We start from the raw sequence: 24,603 nt of genomic DNA, 5'->3' as shown, positions 1-24,603 counted from the left end.
CTTTTTTGTAATAGGGGGGCGGCTCACTCGTTCTTTTGATAGACCGCCTCGATCTCGGCCACATACATCACGCTGTAATCCTTGCCCGGGTACCAGCGCTGGTCGGCGTCGCAGCCGGGCACAAAGCCCGCCGGGTCAAAGGGCTGGGTGTACAGGGTGCGGCAGACCAGCACCGTCTGGGCCTGGGCAAAGGCGGGCGCGCCGTCGAAATCGCACACCTCAAAGCCCACGCGGGCGATCTTATCCTCGTCCCGGCCGCTCACCCGGCCCAGATGGGTCAGGGCCTGCCGGTGCTCCTCGCCGTAGAAGCTGAGGGTGAAGCGGCCGGCGGCGTCCACAAATTCCTTGGTGTAGCGCTGGGGCCGGATGAACGCGAAGGCCACGTCCTTGCCCCACAGCACCCCCATGCCGCCCCAGCTGGCGGTCATGGTGTTCACCTTGCCCTCCTTTTCGGCGGTCACCAGCATCCACCGGCGGCCGATCATCTCAAAGGGTTCGGCGTGAAGGGCGCTCAGTTCGATCTTTTCAAAGGACATGATTCATCACACTCTGCTTTCTGTCTGGGTCTTGTGTTGGGTCTTGTTCAGGGCCGGCCGGCACTTTCCGCCGGCGCGGCACTGGTCGTAGCAATACTGGATGATGGCGTTGCGCTTGACCAGCCCGATGAAGCTGCGCTTGTCGTCCAGCACGGGCACAAAGTTCTGGGTCATGGCCGCGGCCACCAGTTCGTCCATCTGGGTGTTCACCGTCACCGGCACATAATCCCGTTTACGGGGGATGCTCTTGATGGGGATATCCTCCGCGTCCTGGATGCGCAGCCCCTGGTTCTTGATGGCCCACAGCAGGTCGCCCTCGGTCATGGTGCCCACATACTCCCCCTTGCGGTTGAGCATGGGGATGGAGGAATAGCGGTGATACTCCATCTTTTCCAGCGCCTGCCGCAGTGTAAAATCGTCGTAGAGAAAGGCCACGTCCTGTTTGGGGGTGAGAAAAAACAGGATGTTCACGCGCAAGACCTCTTTTCCCGGGGCGCCCGGGCGCCCCGTCATTTTTTTGTTACTTTTATTATACCACGTTTGCCGGCGGCGAGTGTGAAGAACTTGTTAAACCCGCCGGGCGCCCCTTCGTTTTTTGTCCGCGCGGGGCAAAACGAGCCGTTCCCCTTTTAAAATATCCGTTTCTATGGTAGAATAGAACACGACTATCCCATCCGGGCCACTGAAAGGAGGCCGCGCTTTTGCCCTTTGTCAAGAAAGCCGCCGCGCTGGCGCTGGCGGCCTGCCTTTTCCTTGCCGGCTGCGGCGGGGCCGGCACCGGGGCTTCCGACCCCGCGCCCAGCCCCAGCCCCACCCCCGCCCCCGCCGCTTCCGCAAACCGGCTGGTGCTGGGCTATACCCCCGGCGACGGGTTCAACCCCTTCCTCACCGGGTCCACCCTGGTGCGCCAGAACGCGGGGCTTTTGTTCGAAAAGCTGGTGGAGATCGGGCCGGATATGTCGGTGGACTACCGGCTGGCCAGCAGCATCGACGTGCTGGATGTGCAGGCGGTGATCCACATCCGGGGCGGGGCCACCTTCGCGGACGGCACCCCCGTCACCGCCGAGGACGCCGCCGCCAGCCTGGAAGCCGCCCGCGCCAGCGCCCTTTACGGCGGCCAGCTGGCGGGCGTGACCGGCGTGGAGGTGCGGGACGGGGCCGTGGTGGTCACCCTCGCCGCGCCCGACTCGCTGTTCAGCTACCTGTGCGACATCCCGGTGCTGAAGGCCTCGGAGGTGGCGTCTGCCGCCCCCACCTCCAGCGGGCGCTATGTGTACAGCGAGGGAGGCGTGCTCACCGAGAACCCCCGCTGCCTTTTTGCCGAGGAGGGCCAGCCCGCCGAGATCGGCCTGGCCGAGGTGGGCAGCTACAACGAGATGGTCTCGGGCCTGACGGTGGGCTCGCTGAACCTCTACCAGACCAGCGAACTGGTGGACTCCCCCTCGGGCGTGGCCAGCGAACTGAGCTACTACCGCACCAACAACCTGATCTTCCTGGGGGTGAACGCCGCGGCAGCCCAGGAAAACGCCATGCTCGCCCCCCTGCTGGGCACCGCCGCCGGCCGCTCGCTGCTGAGCCAGATCATCGACCGGCGCATCCTGGCGGAAAAGGGCTACTACTCCCGGGCCTACCCGGCCACCGGGGCCATCAACAGCTTTTACCCCTGCGTGCTGGCCCAGCAGGTGATCCTGCCGGAGGCGCAGCGCACCGCCGCCGACGCCCGGGCGGCGCTGGCGGCGCTGGGCTATGCCGAGAACGCCATGGACGGCTTTTTCTACACCGCCGACGAGGAAAAGCTGACGGTGCGCCTTTTGGTGTACAGCGGCAACACCTACAAGCGCTACGCCGCCAGCCTGCTGGCGGACCAGCTGGAGGCGGTGGGCGTGGCGGTGGCGCTGGAGCAGGTGGAAGACTTTGAAGTTTTCCGCGAAAAAGTGCTTTCGGGCGATTTTGACCTGTACATCGGTGAGGTCAAGTTGTATAATAATATGGATATGAGCCCGTTTATGGAGGGCGGCGGCGCCAGCGCCGGCATCGTCCAGAGCGAGGCGCTGACGGCGGCCTACACCGCCTTCCGGGGCAACATGAGCGCCGCCGGGGCCTTTGAGGAGGCCTTTGCCGCCGAGATGCCCTTTGTGCCGCTGCTCTGGCGCAACGGCACGGTGGTGCACACCCGCAGCATCGAGGGGCTCACATCCTCCCTCAGCAATGTGTTCTATTCCCTGGGGCAGCTTCGGTTCGCCCCCGCAGACTCTTAACCGAACAGGAGGTTTGTTTGTATGATCACCTTGCAAAATCCGCTGGGCACCATCAGCATGAACGCCGACTATTTCGCCGAGCTGGTGAGCCTGGCGGCCCGCAGCTGCTACGGCGTGGCCGGCATGGCCACCGGCGGCGCCCAGGACGACTTCAAAAGCCTGTTCTTCGGCAGCGATTTTCCCGAGAAGGGCGTGCGGGTGACCCAGCATGAGGGCAAACTCACCATCGAACTGCACATCAAGGTGGGCTACGGGCTGAACATCGCCACCATTGTGCAGAGCATCACCCACAAGGTCAAGCACGAGGTGGAGAACGCCACCGGCCTGAAGGTGGCGCGCATCGAGGTGTCGGTGGACGACATCGTGGCCGATTAACGGCCCCTTTCCCGCCCGGCTTTCACTGCGCGGGCCCATAACTTTGACGTTGAGGTGTACTGTATGATTACTGGTCGTATCCTGCGCGACGCCATCCTTTCGGGCGCCAACAACATTTCCAACCAGCGTTCCCGGGTGGATGAGCTGAACGTCTTCCCCGTGCCGGACGGCGACACCGGCACCAACATGAGCATGACGGTGGGCGCGGCCCGCCCCGAGCTGGAGGCCATGGGCGACGACTGCACCGTGGGCGAGGCGGCGAAGGCGGCCGCCGGCGCCATGCTGCGGGGCGCCCGGGGCAACTCCGGCGTGATCACCAGCCTTTTGTTCCGGGGCTTTTCCAAGGCGCTGGACGGCAAGAAGACCGCCGGGGCCGACGACATCGTGGCCGCGCTGCAGAAGGGCGTGGAGGCCGCTTATAAGGCGGTGATGAAGCCCACCGAGGGCACCATGCTCACCGTGGCCCGTGTGGCCAGCGAGGAGGCCGCCGCCAGCGGCATCGCCGACGTGGTGGAACTGTGGAAACTGGTGATGAGCGCCGGCCAGCGGGCGCTGGAAAACACCCCCAACCAGCTGCCGGTGCTGAAGAAGGCCGGCGTGGTGGACGCGGGCGGCCAGGGCCTGATGGTCATCTTTGAGGGCATGCAGATCGTGTTCGAGGGGGGCAAACCCGTCCAGTGCGAGGAGGCCGCCCAGAACAAGGCGAAACTGTCCACCTCCGGCGCGGGCAAGGGCGTGTTCACCGACGACCTGATGAAGGTGGAGGACATCAAGAACGGCTACTGCACCCAGTTCCTCGTGAACAAGGAGGAGGGCGCCAGCATCGCCAAGCTGCGGGCCTTCCTGGAGTCCAACGGCGACAGCGTGGTGGTGATCGAGGACGACGACGTGGCCAACTGCCATGTGCACACCGCCGACCCGGGCAAGATCCTGTCCGAGGCCATCCACTACGGCTACCTCACCGGCTTCAAGATCGAGAACATGCACGAGCAGTTCCTGGCCCGCCAGAAGCAGGGCAAGGGCCTGGAGAAGCAGAAGGCGGCCGAGGAGGCCCCCGCCGCCGCCTTCCCCTACGCCGCGGTGGACCCCGAGCGCACCTTCGGCTTTGTGGCCGTGGCCGCCGGCGAAGGTCTGGCCTCGGTGTTCGCGGACCTGGGGGTGGACGCGGTGGTCAGCGGCGGGCAGACCATGAACCCCGCCACCGAGGACATCCTGGCCGCGGTGCAGAGCGTGCCCGCCGGCACCGTGTTCGTGCTGCCCAACAACAAGAACATCATCATGGCCGCCGAGCAGGCCCAGAAGATCGCCGACCGCAAGGTGGTGGTGCTGCCCACCCGCACCATCCCCCAGGGCATCACCGCCATGCTCAGCTTCGACCCCGAGGCCGACGCCGACGCCAACTCCATCGCCATGATGGAGGCCGCCGGCCGGGTGAGCACCGGTCTGGTGACCTTCGCCGCCCGCAACAGCGACTTCGACGGCCACAAGATCAAGAAGGGCGACATCATGGCCATGGAGAACGGCAAGATCGTGAACACCGGCACCGACATCACCAAGATGACCTATCGCCTGGCCCGCAGCATGGTGAAGAAGGACTCCAGCTTCATCACCCTCATCAGCGGCTGCGACGTGAGCGAGGAGGACGCCCAGCGCACCTGCGAACTGGTGCAGTCCAAGGTGGGGGACGGCATCGAGGTCACCCTCATCAACGGCGGCCAGCCGGTCTACTACTACATGATCGGCGTGGAATGAACGCTTGAAATACGGCACGGGGCGGCGGGCGCTGAAAAGCGCCCGCCGTCTCTTTTTCCGTTCCTGCGCGGGGGATTTGTGCTATAATGAAAAAAACTGCGGAGAGGAGGCCCCGGCCTATGCGGGCGGACACACCTGTGCAATACCTCAAGGGCGTGGGCCCCAGGACCGCCGAGAAGTTCGCGCGGCTGGGGGTGGCCACGGTGGAGGACCTGCTGGGCCTTTACCCCCGGCGGTATGTGGACTACTCGAACCCCGCCCCGGTGGCCGCCGCCCCCTTCGACGCGGACACGGTGGTAAAAGCGGCGGTGTACTCCAAGCGGGGGGCGGTGCGCCTGGGCGGCGGCCGCACCATGGTGCAGGTGCTGGCGGGGGACGACAGCGCCGGCCTGACCCTGACCTGGTTCAACACCCACTTCGCGGCGGACAGCCTGCGGGTGGGGGAGGAATACTTTTTCGAGGGGCGGGTGCGGGGCACCCTGACGCGGCGGGAGATGGCAAACCCGGTGGTGCGCACCCCCGCCCAGGTGGAACAAACACCGCTGGCGGCGGTGTATCCCCAGACGGAGGGCCTTTCCAGCGGCCAGATCGCCCGGTGCGTGGCCCGGGCGCTGGAGGAGACGGAGCCGCTGGAGGAGATCCTGCCGCCGGAATACCTGACCCGCTTCAAGCTGCCGGGGCGCTGGCAGGCCGTCTGCGACATCCACCGCCCCGCCTCCATGGCGGCGGCCGCGGCGGCGCGGCGGCGGCTGGTGTTCGACGAGCTGTTCTGCCTGCAATTGGGCCTCTCGCTGCTGCGCAGCCGGGGGGCGGCGGCCGCCGGCGCGCCCATGAAGCCCGTGGACCTGGGCCCCTTCTGGGCCAGCCTGCCCTTTGCCCCCACCGGGGCCCAGCGGCGGGCGGCGGGGGAAATTTGCGCCGACATGACCGGCGCCGCCCCCATGAACCGGCTGCTCCAGGGGGACGTGGGCAGCGGCAAGACGCTGGTGGCGGCGGCGGCGGTGTACACCGCCGCCCGAAACGGCTGGCAGAGCGCCCTGATGGCCCCCACCGAGATCCTGGCCGCCCAGCACGCCGACACGCTGGACCGGCTGCTGGCCCCCTTCGGGGTGCGGGTGGCGCTGCTCACCGGCGGCATGAAGGCGGCGGCGCGGCGGGCGGCGCTGGCCGCCATCCAGGCGGGAGAGGCGGACCTGGTGGTGGGCACCCACGCGGTGATCGGCCAGGGGGTGACCTTCAAGGCGCTGGGCCTGGCGGTGGTGGACGAGCAGCACCGGTTCGGGGTGCGCCAGCGGGGCCTGCTGGCGGGCAAGGCCGCCGAGCCGCATGTGCTGGTGATGAGCGCCACCCCCATCCCCCGCACCCTGGGCCTGTTGCTCTACGGCGACCTGGACATCTCGGTGCTGGACGAGTTGCCCCCCGGCCGCAAGCCGGTGAAGACCCGGGCGGTGGGCAGCGAAAAGCGCCGGGCGATGTACGGCTTTTTGGACAAGCAGATCGCGGCGGGGCATCAGGTGTACATCGTCTGCCCGCTGGTGGAGGAGAGCGGCGCGGAGAACACCGACGATCTGGCGGCGGTGACCACCTATTACACCCAGGTGGCCCGGCCCCTGCTGCCCGGCCGGCGGGTGGGGCTGATGCACGGGCGGCTGAAGGCGAAGGAGAAGGCCGCCGTGATGGAGGACTTCAAGGCTGGCCGGCTGGACGCCCTGGTCTCCACCACCGTGATCGAGGTGGGGGTGGACGTGCCCAACGCCACCGTGATGGTGATCGAAAACGCCGAGCGCTACGGCCTGTCGGCCCTGCACCAGCTGCGGGGCCGGGTGGGCCGGGGCGCCGAGGAGAGTTGGTGCATCCTGGTGAGCGACCACCCGGGGGAGGGCGTGCGGGACCGGCTGCGCTTTCTCTGCTCCACCCAGGACGGCTTCGCCATCGCGAAGTACGACCTGGAGCACCGGGGCCCCGGCGACTTTTTCGGGGACCGGCAGCACGGCCTGCCCACCCTGCAGCTGGCCAGCCTGACCACCGACACCCGCACCCTGGAGGCGGCCCACACCAGCGCCGCCGCCCTGCTGGAGGCGGACCCTGCCCTCACGGCCCCGGCCCACCGGGCGCTGGCGGGGCAGGTGAAGCGCCTGTTCGGGCGCACCACCTTCAACTGAGCGCCCGGCGGCGGGCGCCCCGCCCATGGCCGAAAGGCCGCCGCGGCGCAGGGGGCAGAAAAGCCGCTGCCGCGAAAGGGCGAAAAAAGCCGCCACGACGGCAGCCCGCGCAAAGGGCAAAAACGCCGCCACGGCAGCCCGCGCGCAAAACCCAAAAGCTGCCGCGGCAAAAACCGCGGCGGGCTGTGAAAAAGCGAAAAGAAGCAAACCGGCCTTTGGGCGAGCCGCTTTGGCTCATCCCGAAAGGCCGGTTTTTTATGCGCTGTTGGGCGCGGCCGTTTTTCCGGCCGCCCTTTTTTTCGTTTTCGCAAGGTCACGCCGCCCGCGTCTGCGCCGCCGTCAGCCGCCCGTCGGCGGCCTTTTGGCCGGTCACCTGCCGGCCGGCCCAGCAAAAGCGGACGGTGCGGCTGCCGTCCGCCCCCAGGCTGCCGCTGGCCCGGGCCACCGGCGTGTCCTGCCGGGTGGCCCCGCTCACATAGGGCAGCACGAAGTTCTGTTCCTCGTCCAGCGCGAGGTAGCAATAGCCCGCCTCCCGGTCTGCCGTTTGGATGGCGGCGGGACGGGCGGCCGCGGCGGGGACCGCGGGCGCGGGGGCGGCCATCCGGGTGCAGGCGGCCAGCAGCACGCCGGTAAAAAACAGCACCACATACAGGATCTTTTCCATAACGTCCTCCTTTGACAAACAGCGGGGGTCCCGGTCAGCCCAGGGCCAGCGCCCGGCTGCCCATGGCGGTGTAGATGCGTTCAAAGGTGGCCTTGTCCACCCGGGTGCTGCCGGCCAGGGGGTCGGCCAGCAGGCAGTCGCTCCCCTCCACCCCGGCCAGCACCAGGCAGTGCAGGTTGGCGTAGGGGGTGTACTGCTCGCCGGAGGGCAGCGTCCAGGTGAAGCTCTCGTTCAGGCGGGGGTCCTCATAGTCCTGGGTGAACCATACCGCCACCGGCTGCCCGGCGGCCAGCCGGTCCTCCAGTGCGGCAAAGGTGGCGCCGGTGAGGTCTTTCGCCCGCAGGTCGCTGCCGACGAAGGCGAGGTAGGCGTTGGCCCCCTCCACCACCGGGGGCGCGAAGCAGTACCACCCGCCCGAGGCGCTGGTGGGATCGCCCGCATAGGCCTCCTCCGGGTCGGGGCCGAAGCGGTCCGGCCCGGAATAGGAGAACTCCTGCCGGGGGATCCACTCCATCGCCAGCTCCACCGGGTCGGCCTCCACGCCGGCATAGCCCAGCAGGGCGGCCAGGCTGGCGGCCTCACAGCCGTTGGGCAGCGCGGGGTTTTGCAGCACCGGCTCCACCTTTAGCACGCCGGCGGCGGGGGCGGCGTCCACGCCCCAGGCGTCGGCGATGGAGAGCAGCGCACCGGCCCGGTGGACGCCCTCCGTCAGCGCGCCCGCCGCGGCCTGCAGCACCAGCGTGAGCGCCCAGCCGCAGAGGGCCAGCACCGCCAGCCGGGCCAGCGCGCCGGGCAGCAGGCTCTTTTTCCGGCGGCGGGCGGCGGGGCGTCTGCCGGGGGCGGCGGGCGCCCGGTACACATGGGTCTCCGGCCGCTGCCCGGGGCGGCGCAGGGGGGCCGCAGGCTCCACCCGGCCGGCGTCGGGCCAGGGGATCGGCTGCTCCCACTCCCCGGCGGGCCGCAGGGCGGCGGCGGTGCGGATGACGCGCGTTTGCATAGAAAAACCCCCTCTGTTGCGATCGGTCCTGCGGCGTTCCGTGTGCCGCAAGACAAGTATCGCACCAAAGGGGGCGCAAAGTCGGCAGGAAGTGGTATCGAAACTGTAAACATCCCGCGCCGAAAGGGTAAATTCTTTCGATCCGGGCAGAAAAACCGGGCCGGCGGGGCAAACAGCCCGGAGAACAGCGCCAAACGCGCGGGCCGGTCTGCCGGCGGCGCTGACGGCGAAAGCCGCCGCCGGGGGCCTTGCGCCGGGCCGGGCGGGCGTTCGGACGCCCCCGGCCGGGCCTCACTGCTGCAGCGCGTAGCCGGAGAAGCAGTCCAGCACCGGATCGTAGTAGACCGCGAAATTGCCGCCGTACCAGCTGAAGAGGATCATCACCTGCTTTTCCAGCGGCACGATCTGCACGTCCAGATCCAGGTCGGCCAGCACCCGGGCCATCTCCATCTCGCCGGGCATAGGGTCGGCGTAAAGGGGCTGGTGGTTGTAAAGTTTGCCCCAGCTCTCTCCCGGGTCCTGCCAGCCGTCCCGGCTGTAGAGCGCCAGGCTGTTGTACTGGGCGCTGCACACGAGGCCCTGCAGCTGGGCGAGCATGTCGTCCAGCTGGTAGCAGCCCAGTTCCTGCCAGTCGATCTCCAGCGGCTCAAAGGGGAAGGAGACGTTTTCCAGCGCCCAGGGCCGCGGGGTGAGCACGCTGTTCAGCCGCTGGTACAGCTGGAGGCGCTGGTCGTCGTTGGAGAGGTTGAAGAGATACAAAAGTTCCTCCCGGCAGCGCTGCACCGCCGTCTCCTGCCAGTCGTCGGGCAGGTACTGGTAGCCGTCGTCGGCCCAGACCAGGCAGCTCACCGCCAGGCCGCCGTTCCGGCTGCCGGCGGCGAAGTCCGCCGTCATATACTGCTGGGTGGCGTTGGGGGTGGCCAGGCCCGCGATCTGGGGCGGGGTGTCGAGAAAGCGGATGTTCCGCACATAGAGGCAGTTGCCCTCCGGCGGAGACGCTATATACACGTCGCCGGGCGCGGCGGCGTCGCCCAGGCCCCAGCCCCAGTCGAAAAAGGCCAGCCAGGGCGCGGCGAACTCGCCGGAGGCCTCCTCCCAGAAGAAAACGCCGTTCTCCGCCTTGTCCCGCTCCTCCCAGATCTGTTCCGGCCAGAACAGCACGTTGGCGCTCTCGGCGCCCAGGGCGCTGTACACCGGCAGGGCGGGGCGGGTGCTCACCTGGCTGCCCGGGGCCGAGAGGCCGGCCGCGGCCACCAGGGCCATGCCCGCCGTGAGCACCCCGGCGCAGCCCGCCAGAAAAAACAGGGTGGCGCGCCGGGGCGCGGAATGCTGTTTCATGGGCGTCTCCTTTGCAAACTCACTGGATGGCCATCCCGCACCAGGTCTCCAGCACCGGGCTGTAATACAGGCCCAGGGTGAAGCCGGCCGCGGAGAGGAGCACCAGCACGCTGTCCGACAGGGTGACGACCTGCAATTCGATGCCGTATTCGGCGTACTGCTGCTGCAGCCGCTGCTCCAGCTTGCGGGTGTCGTCCTGGCTCAGGGTCCCGGCGGCCAGCGCCGTCAGGTCGGGGGTGTTGTCCGGCGGCCAGAGGGAGGTGTCCGGCCCCAGGTCCGTCGGCCACATCAGCATGGTCTCGTCGATGCCCGCCAACTCCCCCATGGGCTGACTCATCCGGTCCATCACCGCGCCCAGCGACAGCTGGGCGGCCTTTTGCAGCCGGCGCTGCGCCTCCTCGCTCAGCGGGCTGTCGCCGTCGGAAAAGGACAGGGCCGGGGGCTCCGTCATCTGGCCGGAGGGTTCGGAGGGAGCGTCGGCGGGGGCGGGGGTGGCCTCCGTCACCTCGGCGGCCGCGTCCAGCAGCCAGCCTGCCGCGCCGCACTGGAAGCAGAGTTCCAGCAGCACCTGGCGGTGGGCCGCCTCCAGCTGGGCCTCGGTGGGCGCCTGGTCGGTTTTCAGCACAACACTCACCGCCATGCCGTAGGACAGGGCGGGGTCGGACCCGCCGCCCACGCCCAGGTCCAGCGTCAGGTTCTGGACTCCGCCCTCCGGCGGCGTCCAGACCAGCGGCACGTCCCGCAGGTAGAGGCAGCTGGCCGTCTGCTCGCTGAAGGATTCCACCAGCCGCCCGGTGTCGTCCACCTCCACGGCGCCGTCCAGCAGCATCCCGGCCAGCGCGCTGACCTCCTCGCGCAGATACGGCTGATCCTCCGTCGGCAGCAGGGTGGGCGACTGGCCGGCGTGCTCGGCGTAGAAGGTCCAGGGCCAGAAACTCACGTCGTCGGTGCGCTGGCCCACGGCGCTGTACACCGGCAGGGCGGACGCCGCCTGCACCTGGCGCCGGGGGGCCAGCACCGCCTGCTCCAGCAGGAAGGTGGCCGTGGTGCCCGCCAGCAGGATGGCGAGGCCCACCGCCAGCACCTTGCGCTGCACCGCCCGGGCCCCGTCGCCCTCGGCGGCGCGGCGGGCCGGGCCCGCCCCGCGCCGCGCCGGCTGCCGGGCCTGCCGGGCCTGCCGGGCCGCCGGCCGGCGGACGCGCCGGCCGCTCATGCCTCTCCCCCCTGCCCCGGCGCGCCCGCCAGGGGGAACTGCAGGGTGATGAGGGTGCCTTTGCCCACCCGGCTGTCGATGGCGAAGGCCCCCTTGTGGATGCGGCAGATCTCCTCGCAAAGAGCCAGCCCCAGACCCGCGCCGCCCGCCTTGCGGCTGCGGGACTTGTCCACCATGTAAAAGGGCTGGCGCACCTTGTCCAGTTCCTTCTGGGGGATGCCCTGGCCGTAGTCCCGGATCATGATCTCCGCCTTGCCCTGCTGGCGGTGGGCGAGCATCTGGATGCGGCTGCCCTCGGGGCTGGCCTTGCGGCCGTTGTCGATGAAGTTGTACAGCAGGGATTTGAACAACTCCCGGTCCATCATCAGCACCAGCCCGTCCTCACAGACGTGCTGCAGCGTCAGCCCGGAACTGGCCAGCACCGGCTCCATGGCGGCCGCCACCTCGTTCATCACGTCCGCCAGGGGCTCCGGGGTGAACACAAGGTTCTGGCTGCCCACGTTCAAAAGTTCCATCAGCTTGCCGGACAGCGAGCGCATCCGCTTGGTCTCCTCCACGATGATGCCGGCGTACTCCATCCGCTTTTTGTCCGGCACGTCCTTTTGCAGATAGAGCAGGTCGGCAAAGCCCAGGATGCTGGTGAGGGGGGTCTTCATCTCGTGGGCCATGTTGGCGATGAAGGCGCTGCGGTCCTCGGCGGCCTGCTCCAGCTGGGTGACCCGGCTCTCCACCGCCTCGGCCATGCGGTTCATGTCCTGGGCCAGGTCCGCCAGTTCGTCCGAGCCGGAAAGGCGGATGCGCTCGGAGTAGCTGCCGGCGGCGATGCGCCGCGACGCCCGGGACAACACGTTCAGCGGGCGCAGCAGGCCCCGCACCACCACCAGCAGCGCGCCGGCGGCGGCAAGGCTGCCCGCGGCGCTGAGGGCCAGGGCGGTGGCCGCCTGCCGGCGCAGCAGGCCCTGCACCTCCGACACGTCAAAGACGCAGAGCAGCCGGTAGGCCGTCTGCTCCAGCGCCAGGGGTGCGTTCAGCGCCAGATACAGCCGTCCCCCGTCCCGGAAGGTGCGGGAGTAGGTGAGGGCGTCGTCGGCGTAGTCGTCGCCCTCCAGCGCCGCCGCGTCCAGCAGGGGGTCGGCGGAGGCGCTCAACGTGTTCCAGCCGGAGGTGCCCCGGCGCAGAAGGCGGCTGACCACCAGGTAGCCGTCCGCCTCCTGCCGCGCCAGCACCGCGGCGGCGGCGGAGTCCGCCTCGTCGGCGGACAGGCGCACCTTGCCGCTCTGCAGCCGCTGGCTGACCACGCCGGTCTTGATGAGGCTGGCCAGCGACTGCTGCTGGGTGAGGGCGCGCTGGTTCTCCCGCTCCCACAGCGCGCTGCGGCTGGAGAGCAGGAACAAAAGGCTCAACAGGCTGGTGACCGCCACGGTCAGCGCCAGGGTAGACAGAAAGATCTTCTGCCAGAGTTTCATAGATCAGCTCTCCAGTCGGTAGCCCACCCGGGGCAGGGTGACCAGCTTGTCGGCAAGGTGCAGTTTCTGGCGCAGCCGCTGGACGTGGATGTCCACCGTGCGGCTCTCGCCCTCAAACTCGTAGCCCCACACCATCGCCAGCAGTTTGGACCGGCTGAGGGCCAGGTCCCGGTTCTGCAAAAACACCCGCAGCAGTTCGAACTCCTTGGGCGACAGGGCCACCGGCTCCCCCGCCAGGGTCACGGTGTGGCTGCCCAGGTCCTGCCGGATGTCGCCGTACTCCAGCACCTCCCGGCCCTTGCCCCGCCGGCGCAGGGCCACCTCCACCCGGGCCAGCAGTTCCAGCGCCTCAAAGGGCTTGGCGATGTAGTCCTCCGCCCCCAGGTGCAGCCCCCGCACCTTGTCCGCCACCTGCTGCATGGCGGACAGAAAGATCACCGGCGTGCCCTGGCTGGCCACCCGCTCCATCACGGCGAAGCCGTCCAGGCCGGGCAGCATCACGTCCAGCAGCACCAGGTCATAGCCGCCGGCCAGGATGCGCTCCACCGCCTTGGCTCCGTCGGAGCAGATCTCGCTGGTGTAGCCTCCCAGCGACAGGGTGGCCTCGATCATCTGGGCGATGTGCGCCTCGTCCTCCACGATCAGGATGTGTGCCATGGGTGTGATTCCTCCTTTTTCTGTGCAAAACAGCCGGCGCGGGGCGCTTGTTCCGCCCGCGGCGCGCCGAAAGGGGCCGGGGCGGCGCCCCGGCCCACTCTCAGTATGCCACAGTGTTCCCTGCGGTGTCGACAACAAGTTGTATCGAAACTGTAAATACCGGACGGGTTTTGAAAAAAACCGGGCGCGGCAGTGCGCCGCGCCCGGATCGCCTTTTATTCGTGCGCGCCCACCCAGCGCTCGCCGGTCTCCCACACGGGGGCGGCAGCGGCAAGGCTTTCCGGCACATTCAGGATGCGCTGGTTGCGGCTGCCCCGAAAGCGCAGTTCCAGACTGCACTCCTCCCGCACAAAGGGGCCGTCGATCAACGTGTCCAGCGCCGCCAGCAGCGCCCGCTGGGCCTCGCTGCCCGCCAGCAGCTGCTCAAAGGTGTAGCCGGTGTAGGCGGCCACCTCAAAGCCCGCGGCGCGGCAAAGCCCCACGAACTCCAGCATCTCCTGCCCCGCCTGGGCGAAGGGCTCGCCGCCGGAGAGGGTGACCCCTTTGCACAAAGGGCTTTTTTTCGCCAGCGCCACCAGCTCTTCGGGGGTGTACGCCTGCCCGCCCTCAAAGGGCCAGGTGTCGGGGTTGTGGCAGCCCGGGCAGTGGTGGGGGCAGCCCTGAAAGAACACGGTGAACCGCAGCCCCGGGCCGTCCACGATGCTGTCGGCCACACAGCCTGCAACTCTCAGCATTACAGGTGCTTCACCCGGTCGTGCTCTTCCGCCTTCTTGGCGTCGTTCCACTTGTCCATGGTGCCCACCAGGTAGCCGGTGATGCGGCGGATGCGCTCAAAGGGGACGTCCTTGCCCACGACGGATTGTTTCTGCATAGCAGCCATAGTTGTTTCCTCCTTGGACCCCCGGGGGGTCTTTTTCAAAAATCGTTCGAGTTATTGTAGCACGTTCGGCGGGCGGCTTTGTGTTGCACCGGCAACACCGCCGGCCTCCCGCGGCGGACAGGGTTCATTCGCACCCGCAGAAGGTGGGCACGCCGGGGTACTTCTTGCGCAGTTCGTCCAGCTTTTCGGGGCTCAGGGCCTCGCCGCTGCGGCGGCCGCACCGGGGGCAGACGTCCCCGATCACCCCCACATAGCCGCAGACGGGGTCGCGGTCGACGGGGTGGTTGATGCTGCCGTAGCCCACCCCCGCGTCGTGCATGCAGCGCACCACGCTCTCGAAGGCCTCCAGGTTGTTGGCGGTGTCGCCGTCCAGCTCCACATAGCTGATGTGGCCGGCGTTGGTGAGGGCGTGATAGGGCGCCTCCTTCTGGATCTTGTCGTAGGCGGAAATGTTGTACCACACCGGGATGTGGAAGCTGTTGGTGTAGTACTCCCGGTCGGTGACGCCGGGGATGGTGCCGAACCGCTTTTGGTCCATGCGGGTGAAGCGGCCGGAGAGGCCCTCCGCCGGGGTGGCCAGCAGAGTGAAGTTCATCTTCATCTCGGCGCTCTTCTTATCGCAGAAGTCCCGCATGTACTGCACGATCTCCAGGCCCTTCTTCTGCATCGCCTCGCTCTCGCCGTGGTGGTGGCCGTAGAGGGCGGTGAGGGTCTCGGCCAGGCCGATGAAGCCGATGGAGAGGGTGCCGTGCTTCAGCACCTCCCGCACCTCGTCGGCGGGGCCCAGGTTGTCGCTGTCCAGCCAGACGCCCTGGCCCATCAGGAAGGGGAAGTTGTACACCCGCTTGGCCGCCTGGATCTCGTAGCGGTCCAGCAGCTGCTTTGCCACCAGTTCCAGCATGGTGTCCAGCTTTTTGTAGAAGGCCGCCTCGTCGTGGTCGGCCAGGATGGCCAGCCGCGGCAGGTTGATGGAGGTGAAGGACAGGTTGCCCCGGCTGTAGCTGATCTGGCGGTCGGGGTCGTAGACGTTGCCCATCACCCGGGTGCGGCAGCCCATGGTGGCCACCTCGGTCTCGGGATGGCCGGGCCTATAATACTGGAGGTTGAAGGGGGCGTCCAGGAACACATAGTTGGGGAACAGCCGCTTGGCGCTGACCTTCATGCTCAGCTTGAACAGGTCGTAGTTGGGGTCGCCCTCGTTGTAGTTGACCCCCTCCTTGACCTTGAAGATGTGGATGGGGAAGATGGGCGTCTCGCCGTGGCCCAGGCCCGCGTCCTCCGCCAGCAGGATGTTGCGGATGGCCATGCGGCCCTCGGGGGAGGTGTCGGTGCCGTAGTTGATGCTGCTGAAGGGGGTCTGGGCGCCGGCGCGGGAGTGCATGGTGTTCAGGTTGTGCACAAAGCCCTCCATGGCCTGATAGGTGTCCCGGTCGGTCTGCCGGTAGGCCCGGCGGCGGGCGGTGGCCGCCACATGGGCCGCCTGCTCATCCGTGAGGGCGCTGGCGTCGGCCAGGGCCTCGGCCACCAGCCGGTCGAACTCGTCGGCCTTCACCTCCATGCGGGGGGGCATCCCCAGCGCGTCGGAGGCCTTGTTCACCGCGGCCTTGGCCAGGGCGCTCTCGTCCTGCGAGTCCAGCAGGTCCTCGGCGGCCTCCGCCAGCTTTTGGGTGTAAAGCTTGGCAAAACTCTTGCGGATGCCCTCGGCCATGCCGTAGTCGAAGTTCGGGATGCTCTGGCCGCCGTGCTGGTCGTTCTGGTTGGACTGGATGGCGATGGCCGCCAGCGCCGCGTAGCTGCCGATGCTGGCCGGCTCGCGCAGAAAGCCGTGGCCGGTGGAAAAGCCCCCGTGGAACAGCCGCAGGATGTCGATCTGGGTGCAGGTGGTGGTGAGGGAGTAGAAGTCGAAATCGTGGATGTGGATGTCGCCCTCACTGTGGGCCTTGGCCTGCTCGGGGGTGAGCAGGTAGGCCGCGTTGTAGGCCTTGGCGCCGGCGGTGCCGATCTGCAGCATGCTGCCCATGGCGGTGTTGCCGTCGATGTTGGCGTTGTCCCGCTTCATGTCGCTGATGCGGGCGTCCACGTTGGTGATCTCGTCGATGGTCTTCATCAGGCTGGTGTTGGCCTCGCGGATGCGGGTGCGGTTGGCCCGGTACAGAATGTACTTCTTGGCCGCCTCGTCGTGGCCGCACTCCATCAGGCCGGTCTCCACCGCGTCCTGGATCTGCTCGATGGAGGGGGATTCCTCGCCGCAGTCCACCTCCAGGTGGCGGGCCACCTTGTTGGCCACCCGGGCCGCCTCCCTCGCGTCCCCCTCGCCGGCGGCCTCCAGGGCCTTGAGCACGGCGGCCGCGATCTTGCCCTCGTCGAACAACACCACGCGACCGTCCCGCTTGATCACACTTTTAATCATGGCAAACACTCCTTTTTATCCGGCTTCGCGCTGGTTTTTGCCACGATCTGCGTGACTGAACGCCGCCCGGTGATTCTCTGTATTTTGGGGTTGGAACCGTACAATGACCATTATGACATCTACATATAGTGGCTGTCAATATGAGTGGGCGCAAAATTAACGCCAAGGTTTCGGTGATTTTTTTGTGAGTTTTGCTTTCGCCGTTCAAAAGCCGCCGAAAACATGATACAATGGTTCATGTGAGCGCGCCGCGCAAAGCGCGCAGTATCCTATTATACCCAAAACCCTGCGAAAAGAAAGGGGGCGTTTCGGGGTGCCCGGTGAAAGCCTTCGAAGCGCCGGCGGCGTGGAATACACCCTCACCCGCAAGCGGGTGAAGAACCTGAACCTGCGCCTTGGGCCGGACGGCAGCGTGCGGGTGAGCGCCCCGGCGCGGGCCAGCCTTGCGGCGGTGGACGCCTTTGTGGCCGCCCACGCAGAGTGGGTGCGCCGGGCCCAGGACAGAGCCGCCCGGGCCGCGGCGGAGCGCGCGGCCATCCCCGCGCCGGACCCCGCCGCCTGCCTCGCCCTTTACACAGAGGTGAGCGACCGGGTGTTTCCCCTCTTCCGGGAGGTATTGGGGGGCGAAAAGCCCACACTGAAGGTGCGGGACATGCGCACCCGCTGGGGCAGCTGCCACCCCGGCAAGCGGCAGATCACCCTGGCGGCGCGACTGGCGCTGCAGCCCGCCGCGGCGGTGGAGTATGTGGTGGTGCACGAGTACTGCCACTTTGTGCACCCGGACCACCAGGCCGGTTTCTGGGCGCTGGTGGGCAGCATCCTGCCGGACTACAAGGCCCGCCGGGCCCTTTTGCGAAACGCGCGCTGACGGCGCGCCATCCACGGAAAGGAAGATGCCCTTGGACGCCAAATACAAACGCCTGGCGAACAACACCCTGCTGTTCGCCGTCAGCAACTTCTCCGCCAAACTGCTGAGCATCGTGCTGCAGCCCTACATCACCTTTGCCATGGGCCAGGTGGAGGAGGTGGGCATCACCAAGCTGGTGCAGAACATCGGCTCGCTGCTCATCCCCCTGGTGAGCATGGGGGTGAGCTACGCCATCATCCGCTTCGGGCTGGACGAAAAGGTCAAAAAGGGCGCGGTGTTCACCGACGGCCTGGTGACCATCCTCACCGGCTTTGTGCTCATGCTGTGCTGCTACCCGCTGCTGCGGTTCATCCCGCTGTTCGCGGAGTACGCGCCCTTCCTTTATATTCATGTGCTGGTGAGCTGCCTGCGCACCTGGTGCACCCAGTTCGTGCGCAGCCGCCAGCTGAACCGGCTGGTGGCGGTGGACGGCGTGCTCTGCAGCGCCACCAACCTGGGGTTCACCATCCTGTTTTTGTCCGGGTTTCACATGGGGGCCAAGGGCTATGTGCTGGCCATCATCTGTTCCGACGCCCTGAGCGCCCTGTTCGTGTTCTCCATCGCGGGGCTGGGGCGGTATCTGCGGGCGCGGTACTTCTCGGCGGCGCTGTGGCGGCAGATGCTGGCCTACGCCCTGCCCATGGTGCCCGCCCAGATCAGCTTCTGGGTCATCAATGCCAGCGATCTGTTCTTTGTGCAGGCCATGTGCGGCGGCTACAAGGACCAGACCGGCGAGTACTGGACCGGCCTGCTGGGGGTGGGCTATTTTCTGCCCACCATCCTGTCGGTGCTGGGCACCATCTTCTACGAGGCGTGGCAGCTCTCCGCCGTGACCGAGAAGGAGGGCCGCCAGCGGTTTTTCAGCCGGGTGTTCGGGCTGTACCAGAGCCTGCTGTTCTGCTGCTGCTCCGGCATCATCCTGCTGTGCCGGCCGCTGATGTTCATCTTCAAGGCCAACTTCTTCGACGCCTGGCAGTTCGTGCCCATGCTGGCCATCGGCACCCTGTTCAGCTGCCTGAACCAGTTTTTGAACAGCATCTACATGGTGGAAAAGCGCAGCACCCTCTCCCTTTACACCATGCTGGCGGGGGCGGTGGTCAACTGCCTGCTCAACTGGGCGTTCATCCCGCTGATGGGCCCGGTGGGGGTGACCCTGGCCAGCTTTTTGAGTTACTTTGTGGTGTTCATCCTGCGGGCGGTGAACACCCGCGGCCTGCTGCGGCTGGACTACGCCCCCCTTCGCCTTTCCTTCAATCTGGCCATGGTGCTGGCCGAGGCGGGTCTGATGATCTTCCAGACCCCCTACTGGCCCCTGTGGTGCACCCTGCTCACGGCGGGGGTGTGCGCCTTCAATTTCCAGGGCGTGCTGGGCATCGCCCTGCAGCTGCTGGGCAAAGGACGCCGCCGGCGCCGCGCCTGACCGGCCCCGCAGGGGGGGCCGCCGCGCCCCCCCAAAAGCAAGAAAACCAGCCCCCGGAGGAAGCCAAAGCGCTTCTTCCGGGGGCTGGCTGCGTTTTACAGCCCGGGTCGCCGCCCTCTTTTTTGCACGGTCACCCTTCCGCCGCGGGCTGGCCGCCCTCCGCCGCCGGTTCCGCCGCCTCCGGGGCGGGCTCGGTGACTTCCGGGGCCGGCTCGGTGACTTCCGGCGCGGACTCGGTCACCTCCGGCTCGGGTTCCGTCACCTCCGACGTGGGTTCGGTCACTTCCGGTTCGGGCTGGGTGACCTCCGGGGCGGGCTCGGTCACTTCCGGGGCGGGTTCGGTGACCTCCGGCGTGGGTTCGGTCACTTCCGGTTCGGGCTGGGTGACCTCCGGTTCGGACGCCGGCGCGAACATGCAGGACCCGGTGTAGGTGTGCGCCCCGCCCCAGCAGCCGTCCACATAGCGGTCGTTGCAGCTGCCGGTGTGCAGATGCTGGCTCAGGGGGCAGCCGTCGTCAAAGGTGGTGGGGGCGGGGGCATAGTCCTCCTCCCGCACCGGGTGGCCCCACACCTCCGACATCACCCAGCCGGGCATCAGGCTGCCGTCGGGGGCGTAGCCGTATTCCTCGCTGAGGGTGCTGCCGGGCACGACGCCCCAGTCCAGCTGCTCCTGGGTGACGGCGTGGTATTCCAGGCCGCAGCTGGGGCAGATGCCGTTTTTGTAGCCGTCGCCGTGGTAATGGAGGATGTTGGGGTCGGCGCTCTGGTGGGCGCCGCAGGCGGGGCAGCTCTGGTTGGGATACTGCCGGCCGGCGCCGCATTCGGTGCAGTAATACTTCGCCGCGGCGGCCTGGGCCTGGGGGGCGCTTTGGGTCTGCTGCACGGCGGAGGACGAAGAAATGGCCTTGGAAGCGGAAGAAGACTTGGACGAAGAAGCGACTTTGGACGAAGCCTTGGACGAGGAAGCGGTCCTGGACGAGGAGGCGGCGGTCTTCTCCTCCTCCAGGGCGGAAACGCCCGTCTGCCGCGGCGCGGAGTCGGCCCGGACGCGGGACGACATATAGCCCGCCTGCGTGGACGGCGCTGGGGACGGCTGCGCGACGGGCAAGGCGCTCGCAACGGCGATCTGCCCCACCATCAGGCCGCCCACGCCCAGTCCCACCGCCGCCGCGATGCCGGCCTTTGCCGCGGCCGACAGCCCCGCGCCGGTCAGCAGGGCATGTGCGCCGGAGGACAGCGCCGCGGCGGCGAGGATCTCGGCGCCGGCCGCCGCCTTTGCCCCGCCCGCCGCAACCGACGCGCCCAGCGCGCCGCGGAGGATGGCGTCGCTCCTGTCCGGCGCAAGGGTATACCGGTCGGCGCAGTTTTGCAGCGCGCGGCGGATGATCCGGAAGGGGAGCGGGAAGATGTGCAGCCGCACGCCCTGCCGTTCCACCTCCCGCACGCCTGCCCGCAGCTTTTCCCGGGCATACCGCAGCCGGCTTTTCACGGTGTTCTCGCTCACCTGCAGCGTTTGCGCGATCTGCGCCACCGACAGCTCTTCATAATAAAACATATAGGCGCAGAACCGCTGTTCCTGGGGCAGGTCGTCCACCAGCCCGGCGATGATGCGGCTCGTTTCGCGCTGGTCCAGCGCCTCTTCCGGCCGGGCGTCCGGATCGGGGTCGGCCGGCTCGGCGGCGGCCCCCTCCGTTTCGTCGGGCGGCGTGAGCGGCACCTCCCGCCGCCGGCCGGCCTTGCGCAGGGCAACGTTGTTGCTGATGCGCATGGCCCAGCTGAAGAATTTTTCCGGTTTGCGCAGGGTCTGCAGGTTTTGCACCACCAGGATGGCCGTTTCCTGCACCACGTCCTCCGCGCTTTCACGATCCCGCAGGATCTTGAACGCCACAAAATAGCAGCGGTCTTTGTACAGGGCAAACAGCTGCCCCATCGCCTCGTTGTCTCCCTCCTGCGCCTGCTTCACAAGCAGACAGACGCGCTCCCGTTCACTCATAAACGGCACCTCCCATCGTTGTTCTGACCTTACTATAGGGCCGCCCCGAAACTTTTTTAAAAAAATTTCGAAAAAATTAAAACCTTCGGCCGCCCGGAGGTATCTATCAGGTGTCGGACGAAATCACTCTACATAAAAAAGGAGAGAATGAATATGAAAAGGACTCATGAAATGATGCGCAAGGCGGCGATGCTGGCGGCAGCCGCCGGGCTGCTGCTCGCCCTGGCGGGGTGCGACGCGGCCGCGAACTCCGCCGTGACGGCTTCGTCCGCCACCCAAAGCACCTCCGAAACCGCCGCGGCGGACAGTTCCCCCTCCGCGGCGAAGGACGCCGCCGGCAAAACCGCTGCCTCGTCCAAGACTTCTTCCTCGTCGAAGACCGCTTCTTCGTCCAAGGCTTCGTCCAAAGTCGCTTCTTCGTCCAAGGCTTCTTCCGCTTCCAAGGCCGCTTCTTCGTCCTCCGCCGTGCAGCAGACCCAAAGCGCCCCCCAGGCCCAGGCCGCCGCGGCGAAGTATTACTGCACCGAATGCGGCGCCGGCCGGCAGTATCCCAACCAGAGCTGCCCCGCCTGCGGCGCCCACCAGAGCGCCGACCCCAACATCCTCCATTACCACGGCGACGGCTACAAAAACGGCATCTGCCCCAGCTGCGGCCTGGAATACCACGCCGTCACCCAGGAGCAGCTGGACTGGGGCGTCGTGCCCGGCAGCACCCTCAGCGAGGAATACGGCTACGCCCCCGACGGCAGCCTGATGCCCGGCTGGGTGATGTCGGAGGTGTGGGGCCACCCGGTGCGGGAGGAGGACTATGCCCCCGCCCCCACCACCTTTGACGACGGCTGCCCCCTGAGCCAGCATCTGCACACCGGCAGCTGCAACGACCGCTATGTGGACGGCTGCTGGGGCGGGGCGCACACCTACACCGGGTCCTGCATGTTCGCGCCGGCGTCCGAACCGGAGGTCACCCAGCCCGAACCGGAAGTGACCGAACCCGCCCCGGAGGTCACCGAGCCCACGCCGGAGGTGACCGAACCCACGCCGGAGGTGACCGAACCCGCGCCGGAGGTGACCGAGCCCACGCCGGAGGTCACCGAGCCCGCGCCGGAGGTCACCGAGCCTGTGCCGGAAGTCACCGAGCCTGTGCCGGAAGTCACCGAGCCGGCCCCGGAAGTCACCCAGCCCGCCCCGGAGGCGGCCGAACCGGCGGCACAACCCGCCGTGGAGTCGGCGGAACCCGCGTCCCAGCCGGCCGCGTAAAGCGGCGGCAAGGGCGGGCCCGCCGCCCATCCCCTCAAAAAAAGAGCGGCCGGGCAGCCCCGGAAAGGGGCGCTCGGTCGCTCTTTTTTGCGTCCGGGGAGATTCCGGATAAAGTTCAACAACAAAGCGCCTTTCGGTCAGGGGCGCAGCTTCCGGGCCAGTTCCGCCTTCAGCGCCTCCAGCGCCTCCCGGTGGCGCAGGTTCTGCATCCCGGGGAAGGCCCGCAGCAGGCGACGCGCGCCAAACAGCCGCCGGTCGGTGAGGGAGGCCCGCAGCAGGTCCCGCCGCGCCTCCAGGTCGGCCAGCCGGCCGGGCAGGGCCTGCCGGCCCTCGGCCAGCTTATCGTCGGCGGCCAGCGCCGCGTCGCCCAGCCCCTTGCTCACCGCGTCGCTGCCCCGGCGCAGGGCCGCGGCCAGCTTTTCCAGTTCCCGCAGGTCCCGCTCCAGGCCCGCCAGGGTCACCAGCGTGGCGGCCAGGTCCGCCGCTATCACGCCGCCCATCACCGCCAGCAGCACCCAGCCCAGGGTGTGCGGCAGCCGGTCCACCAGCCGGGCGATGGGCGGGTGGAGCAGCCGCACCGCCGCCATGCCCCCCAGGCCCCAGGCCAGGCTGAATTTCAAACAGATGTAGCCCCCGATGTTGAAGGGCTGGTCGGAGTAGTCCCACCAGCTTGTGTGAAAGGCCTTTTTCAGCACATAGCCGGTGACGAGCTCCAGGGCGCTGGTGAGCACCAGCGAGCCGGCGAAGAGCAGCAGCAGGTTGCCCGCCAGCGGCTGCAGCGCCAGCAGCACCACCACCATGCCCACCCCGTAGATGGGGCAGACCGGGCCGTTCAGAAAGCCCCGGTTGACCCACTGGCCGGAGTTGACGGTGCAGAACACCACCTCCAGGCACCAGCCCAGAAACGCGTAGATGAAAAAGTACCACAGCAGCTGGTACGGTGTGAACGGCATCGCTCTCGCCCCTTTCCCTATCTGCCATTATAGCACAGCTTGCGCCGCTGTGGTATAATGGTATCGCAAAGGGGGCGACGGGCATGGCCGAGCGGTGGATCCTGCACTGCGACTGCAACAGTTTTTACGCCAGTGTGGAACTGCTCAGCCACCCCGAACTGCGCCGCAAACCGGTGGCGGTGTGCGGCGACCCGGCCAGCCGCCACGGCATCGTTCTGGCCAAGAACGAGCCGGCCAAGGCCCTGGGGGTCAAGACCGCCGAGACTATCTGGCAGGCAAAGCGCAAATGCCCGGACCTGGTGCTGCTGGCGCCCCACCGGGAGCGGTACGTCCACTATTACAAGATCATCAACGAGATCTACTGCCGCTGCACCGACCGGGTGGAGCCCTTCAGCATCGACGAGAGCTGGCTGGACGTGACCGGCTCCTGGCAGCTGTTCGCCCAAAGCCCCGGGGACCTGGCCGACCGGCTGCGGGCCCAGGTGCGCGAGGCCACCGGCCTTACCGTATCGGTGGGGGTGAGTTTCAACAAGGTGTTTGCAAAACTTGGCAGCGACTACAAAAAGCCGGACGCCACCACCCTCATCACCCGGGAAAACTTCCGGGACATCCTCTGGCCGCTGCCGGCGCGGGACATGCTCTTTGTGGGCCGCTCCGCCGCCGAAAAGCTGGCGGGGATGGGCATTGCCACCATCGGGGACCTGGCGGCGGCGGACGAGCGGGCGCTGGCCGCCGCCCTGGGCAAGCTGGGGCACACCCTGAGCCGCTACGCCCGGGGGCTGGACGACGCGCCGGTGCGCCGCTGGGGCGAAAAGGAGCCGGTGAAGAGCGTGGGCAGCGGGCGCACCTTCCCCCATGACCTGACCACCGCCGCCGAGGTGCGCTCGGCGCTGGCGGCCCTGTCGGACGAGGTGGCGGCCCGGCTGCGCCGCCACGGCCTGTGGGCGGGGGCGGTGCAGCTGACGGTGCGCTACGCCTCCCTCCAGACCATCACCCGCCAGCAGCGCCTGGCCATGAGCACCCACCTGGCCCGGGACCTGGCCGGGGCGGCCTGGCAGCTGATGGCGGCCAACTGGCGGGAGGGCACACCGGTGCGGATGCTCACGGTGACGGCGCAAAGCCTCGCCGACCAGCCGGCGGCGGTGCAGCAGAGCTTTTTTGAGGACGCGCCCCGACCCGACCCGCGGCGGGAGAAGCTGGAGCGCAGCCTGGACGCCATCCGCAGCAAATACGGCAAGGGCGCCATCGGCGCGGGCAGTATTCTGCAGAAGGACCTGGGCCTGGGCCGGCTTTCCATGGAGCGCCGGGAGGAAGAGGACGAGGACGACCAGCGGGTAAAAGGGCCTCTGTGAGGGGGCAGGAAAG

21 protein-coding genes are annotated in these 24,603 nt (G+C 67.8%); 8 read left to right on the top strand and 13 right to left on the bottom strand.

From position 1 onward, the window contains the following. Positions 1–23 precede the first annotated feature (23 nt). Together ACH2A7_RS07175 and ACH2A7_RS07170 are read right to left on the bottom strand one after the other, a co-directional pair. The gene (locus tag ACH2A7_RS07175) at positions 24–536 is read right to left on the bottom strand and encodes a flavin reductase family protein (protein ID WP_394961029.1); all 513 of its coding nucleotides are present in this window, start codon (positions 534–536) and stop codon (positions 24–26) included. Positions 537–542: 6 nt separating this feature from the next. Beyond that, the gene (locus tag ACH2A7_RS07170) at positions 543–1,007 is read right to left on the bottom strand and encodes a CBS domain-containing protein (protein ID WP_394961028.1); all 465 of its coding nucleotides are present in this window, start codon (positions 1,005–1,007) and stop codon (positions 543–545) included. 230 nt (positions 1,008–1,237) lie between these two features. Here ACH2A7_RS07170 and ACH2A7_RS07165 point away from each other — a divergent pair, with 230 nt between their 5' ends. From ACH2A7_RS07165 to recG, 4 genes are all read left to right on the top strand, one after another. Next, positions 1,238–2,794 carry an ABC transporter substrate-binding protein gene (locus tag ACH2A7_RS07165; protein WP_394961026.1) on the top strand — a complete coding sequence of 519 codons (1,557 nt, stop codon included), beginning with the start codon at positions 1,238–1,240 and terminating at the stop codon, positions 2,792–2,794. Positions 2,795–2,815: 21 nt separating this feature from the next. Then, the gene (locus ACH2A7_RS07160; protein WP_394961024.1) at positions 2,816–3,169 is read left to right on the top strand and encodes an Asp23/Gls24 family envelope stress response protein; all 354 of its coding nucleotides are present in this window, start codon (positions 2,816–2,818) and stop codon (positions 3,167–3,169) included. A 63-nt stretch (positions 3,170–3,232) separates the two neighbouring features. Continuing rightward, complete coding sequence (locus ACH2A7_RS07155; RefSeq protein ID WP_394961022.1) at positions 3,233–4,921, top strand: DAK2 domain-containing protein; 1,689 nt, start codon at positions 3,233–3,235, stop codon at positions 4,919–4,921. Positions 4,922–5,007: 86 nt separating this feature from the next. After that, on the top strand, positions 5,008–7,083 hold the full coding sequence (gene recG, locus ACH2A7_RS07150) for an ATP-dependent DNA helicase RecG (RefSeq protein ID WP_394961021.1): 2,076 nt from the start codon (positions 5,008–5,010) through the stop codon (positions 7,081–7,083). A 313-nt stretch (positions 7,084–7,396) separates the two neighbouring features. Here recG and ACH2A7_RS07145 read toward each other — a convergent pair whose 3' ends face one another. From ACH2A7_RS07145 to ACH2A7_RS07105, 9 genes are all read right to left on the bottom strand, one after another. Continuing rightward, complete coding sequence (locus ACH2A7_RS07145) at positions 7,397–7,747, bottom strand: hypothetical protein (RefSeq protein WP_394961020.1); 351 nt, start codon at positions 7,745–7,747, stop codon at positions 7,397–7,399. A 34-nt stretch (positions 7,748–7,781) separates the two neighbouring features. After that, positions 7,782–8,744: a C39 family peptidase gene (locus ACH2A7_RS07140; RefSeq protein WP_394961019.1), complete on the bottom strand. Its 963-nt coding sequence runs from the start codon at positions 8,742–8,744 to the stop codon at positions 7,782–7,784. 291 nt (positions 8,745–9,035) lie between these two features. Further along, positions 9,036–10,082, bottom strand: a complete 1,047-nt coding sequence (locus tag ACH2A7_RS07135) for a hypothetical protein (RefSeq protein ID WP_394961018.1) — start codon at positions 10,080–10,082, stop codon at positions 9,036–9,038. A 19-nt stretch (positions 10,083–10,101) separates the two neighbouring features. Beyond that, the gene (locus ACH2A7_RS07130) at positions 10,102–11,295 is read right to left on the bottom strand and encodes a hypothetical protein (RefSeq protein WP_394961017.1); all 1,194 of its coding nucleotides are present in this window, start codon (positions 11,293–11,295) and stop codon (positions 10,102–10,104) included. Further along, the gene (locus tag ACH2A7_RS07125) at positions 11,292–12,761 is read right to left on the bottom strand and encodes an ATP-binding protein (protein ID WP_394961015.1); all 1,470 of its coding nucleotides are present in this window, start codon (positions 12,759–12,761) and stop codon (positions 11,292–11,294) included. The genes ACH2A7_RS07130 and ACH2A7_RS07125 overlap by 4 nt, the downstream gene beginning before the upstream one ends. Before the next feature lie 3 nt (positions 12,762–12,764). Then, positions 12,765–13,418, bottom strand: a complete 654-nt coding sequence (locus tag ACH2A7_RS07120; protein ID WP_394961013.1) for a response regulator transcription factor — start codon at positions 13,416–13,418, stop codon at positions 12,765–12,767. 215 nt (positions 13,419–13,633) lie between these two features. After that, positions 13,634–14,152 (bottom strand): anaerobic ribonucleoside-triphosphate reductase activating protein, encoded by a 519-nt coding sequence (gene nrdG / locus ACH2A7_RS07115; RefSeq protein ID WP_394961011.1) that lies wholly within the window; start codon positions 14,150–14,152, stop codon positions 13,634–13,636. Next, on the bottom strand, positions 14,152–14,298 hold the full coding sequence (gene nrdD, locus ACH2A7_RS07110; RefSeq protein WP_330055742.1) for an anaerobic ribonucleoside-triphosphate reductase: 147 nt from the start codon (positions 14,296–14,298) through the stop codon (positions 14,152–14,154). The genes nrdG and nrdD overlap by 1 nt, the downstream gene beginning before the upstream one ends. Before the next feature lie 124 nt (positions 14,299–14,422). Continuing rightward, complete coding sequence (locus ACH2A7_RS07105; RefSeq protein WP_394961009.1) at positions 14,423–16,708, bottom strand: anaerobic ribonucleoside triphosphate reductase; 2,286 nt, start codon at positions 16,706–16,708, stop codon at positions 14,423–14,425. Positions 16,709–17,021: 313 nt separating this feature from the next. Between ACH2A7_RS07105 and ACH2A7_RS07100 the strand changes: the two genes are divergently transcribed. Beyond that, positions 17,022–17,576, top strand: a complete 555-nt coding sequence (locus ACH2A7_RS07100; protein ID WP_394961007.1) for a M48 family metallopeptidase — start codon at positions 17,022–17,024, stop codon at positions 17,574–17,576. A 25-nt stretch (positions 17,577–17,601) separates the two neighbouring features. Then, complete coding sequence (locus ACH2A7_RS07095) at positions 17,602–19,035, top strand: lipopolysaccharide biosynthesis protein (RefSeq protein ID WP_394961006.1); 1,434 nt, start codon at positions 17,602–17,604, stop codon at positions 19,033–19,035. Positions 19,036–19,165: 130 nt separating this feature from the next. Here the strand turns inward: ACH2A7_RS07095 and ACH2A7_RS07090 are convergent, their stop codons facing one another. Beyond that, positions 19,166–21,028 (bottom strand): sigma-70 family RNA polymerase sigma factor, encoded by a 1,863-nt coding sequence (locus ACH2A7_RS07090; RefSeq protein WP_394961004.1) that lies wholly within the window; start codon positions 21,026–21,028, stop codon positions 19,166–19,168. Between the two features lie 153 nt (positions 21,029–21,181). On the opposite strand from ACH2A7_RS07090, the gene ACH2A7_RS07085 reads away from it, so the two are divergent. Then, on the top strand, positions 21,182–22,285 hold the full coding sequence (locus tag ACH2A7_RS07085) for a hypothetical protein (RefSeq protein WP_394961002.1): 1,104 nt from the start codon (positions 21,182–21,184) through the stop codon (positions 22,283–22,285). Between the two features lie 137 nt (positions 22,286–22,422). Here ACH2A7_RS07085 and ACH2A7_RS07080 read toward each other — a convergent pair whose 3' ends face one another. Further along, positions 22,423–23,238: a putative ABC transporter permease gene (locus ACH2A7_RS07080; protein ID WP_394961000.1), complete on the bottom strand. Its 816-nt coding sequence runs from the start codon at positions 23,236–23,238 to the stop codon at positions 22,423–22,425. 83 nt (positions 23,239–23,321) lie between these two features. On the opposite strand from ACH2A7_RS07080, the gene dinB reads away from it, so the two are divergent. After that, on the top strand, positions 23,322–24,590 hold the full coding sequence (gene dinB / locus ACH2A7_RS07075; protein WP_394960998.1) for a DNA polymerase IV: 1,269 nt from the start codon (positions 23,322–23,324) through the stop codon (positions 24,588–24,590). Positions 24,591–24,603 lie beyond the last annotated feature (13 nt).

The sequence above is a fragment of the Candidatus Allofournierella merdavium genome (assembly GCF_944382735.1).
Taxonomy (GTDB): domain Bacteria; phylum Bacillota; class Clostridia; order Oscillospirales; family Ruminococcaceae; genus Allofournierella_A; species Allofournierella_A merdavium.
This window is presented reverse-complemented; position numbering and strand designations above follow the sequence as displayed.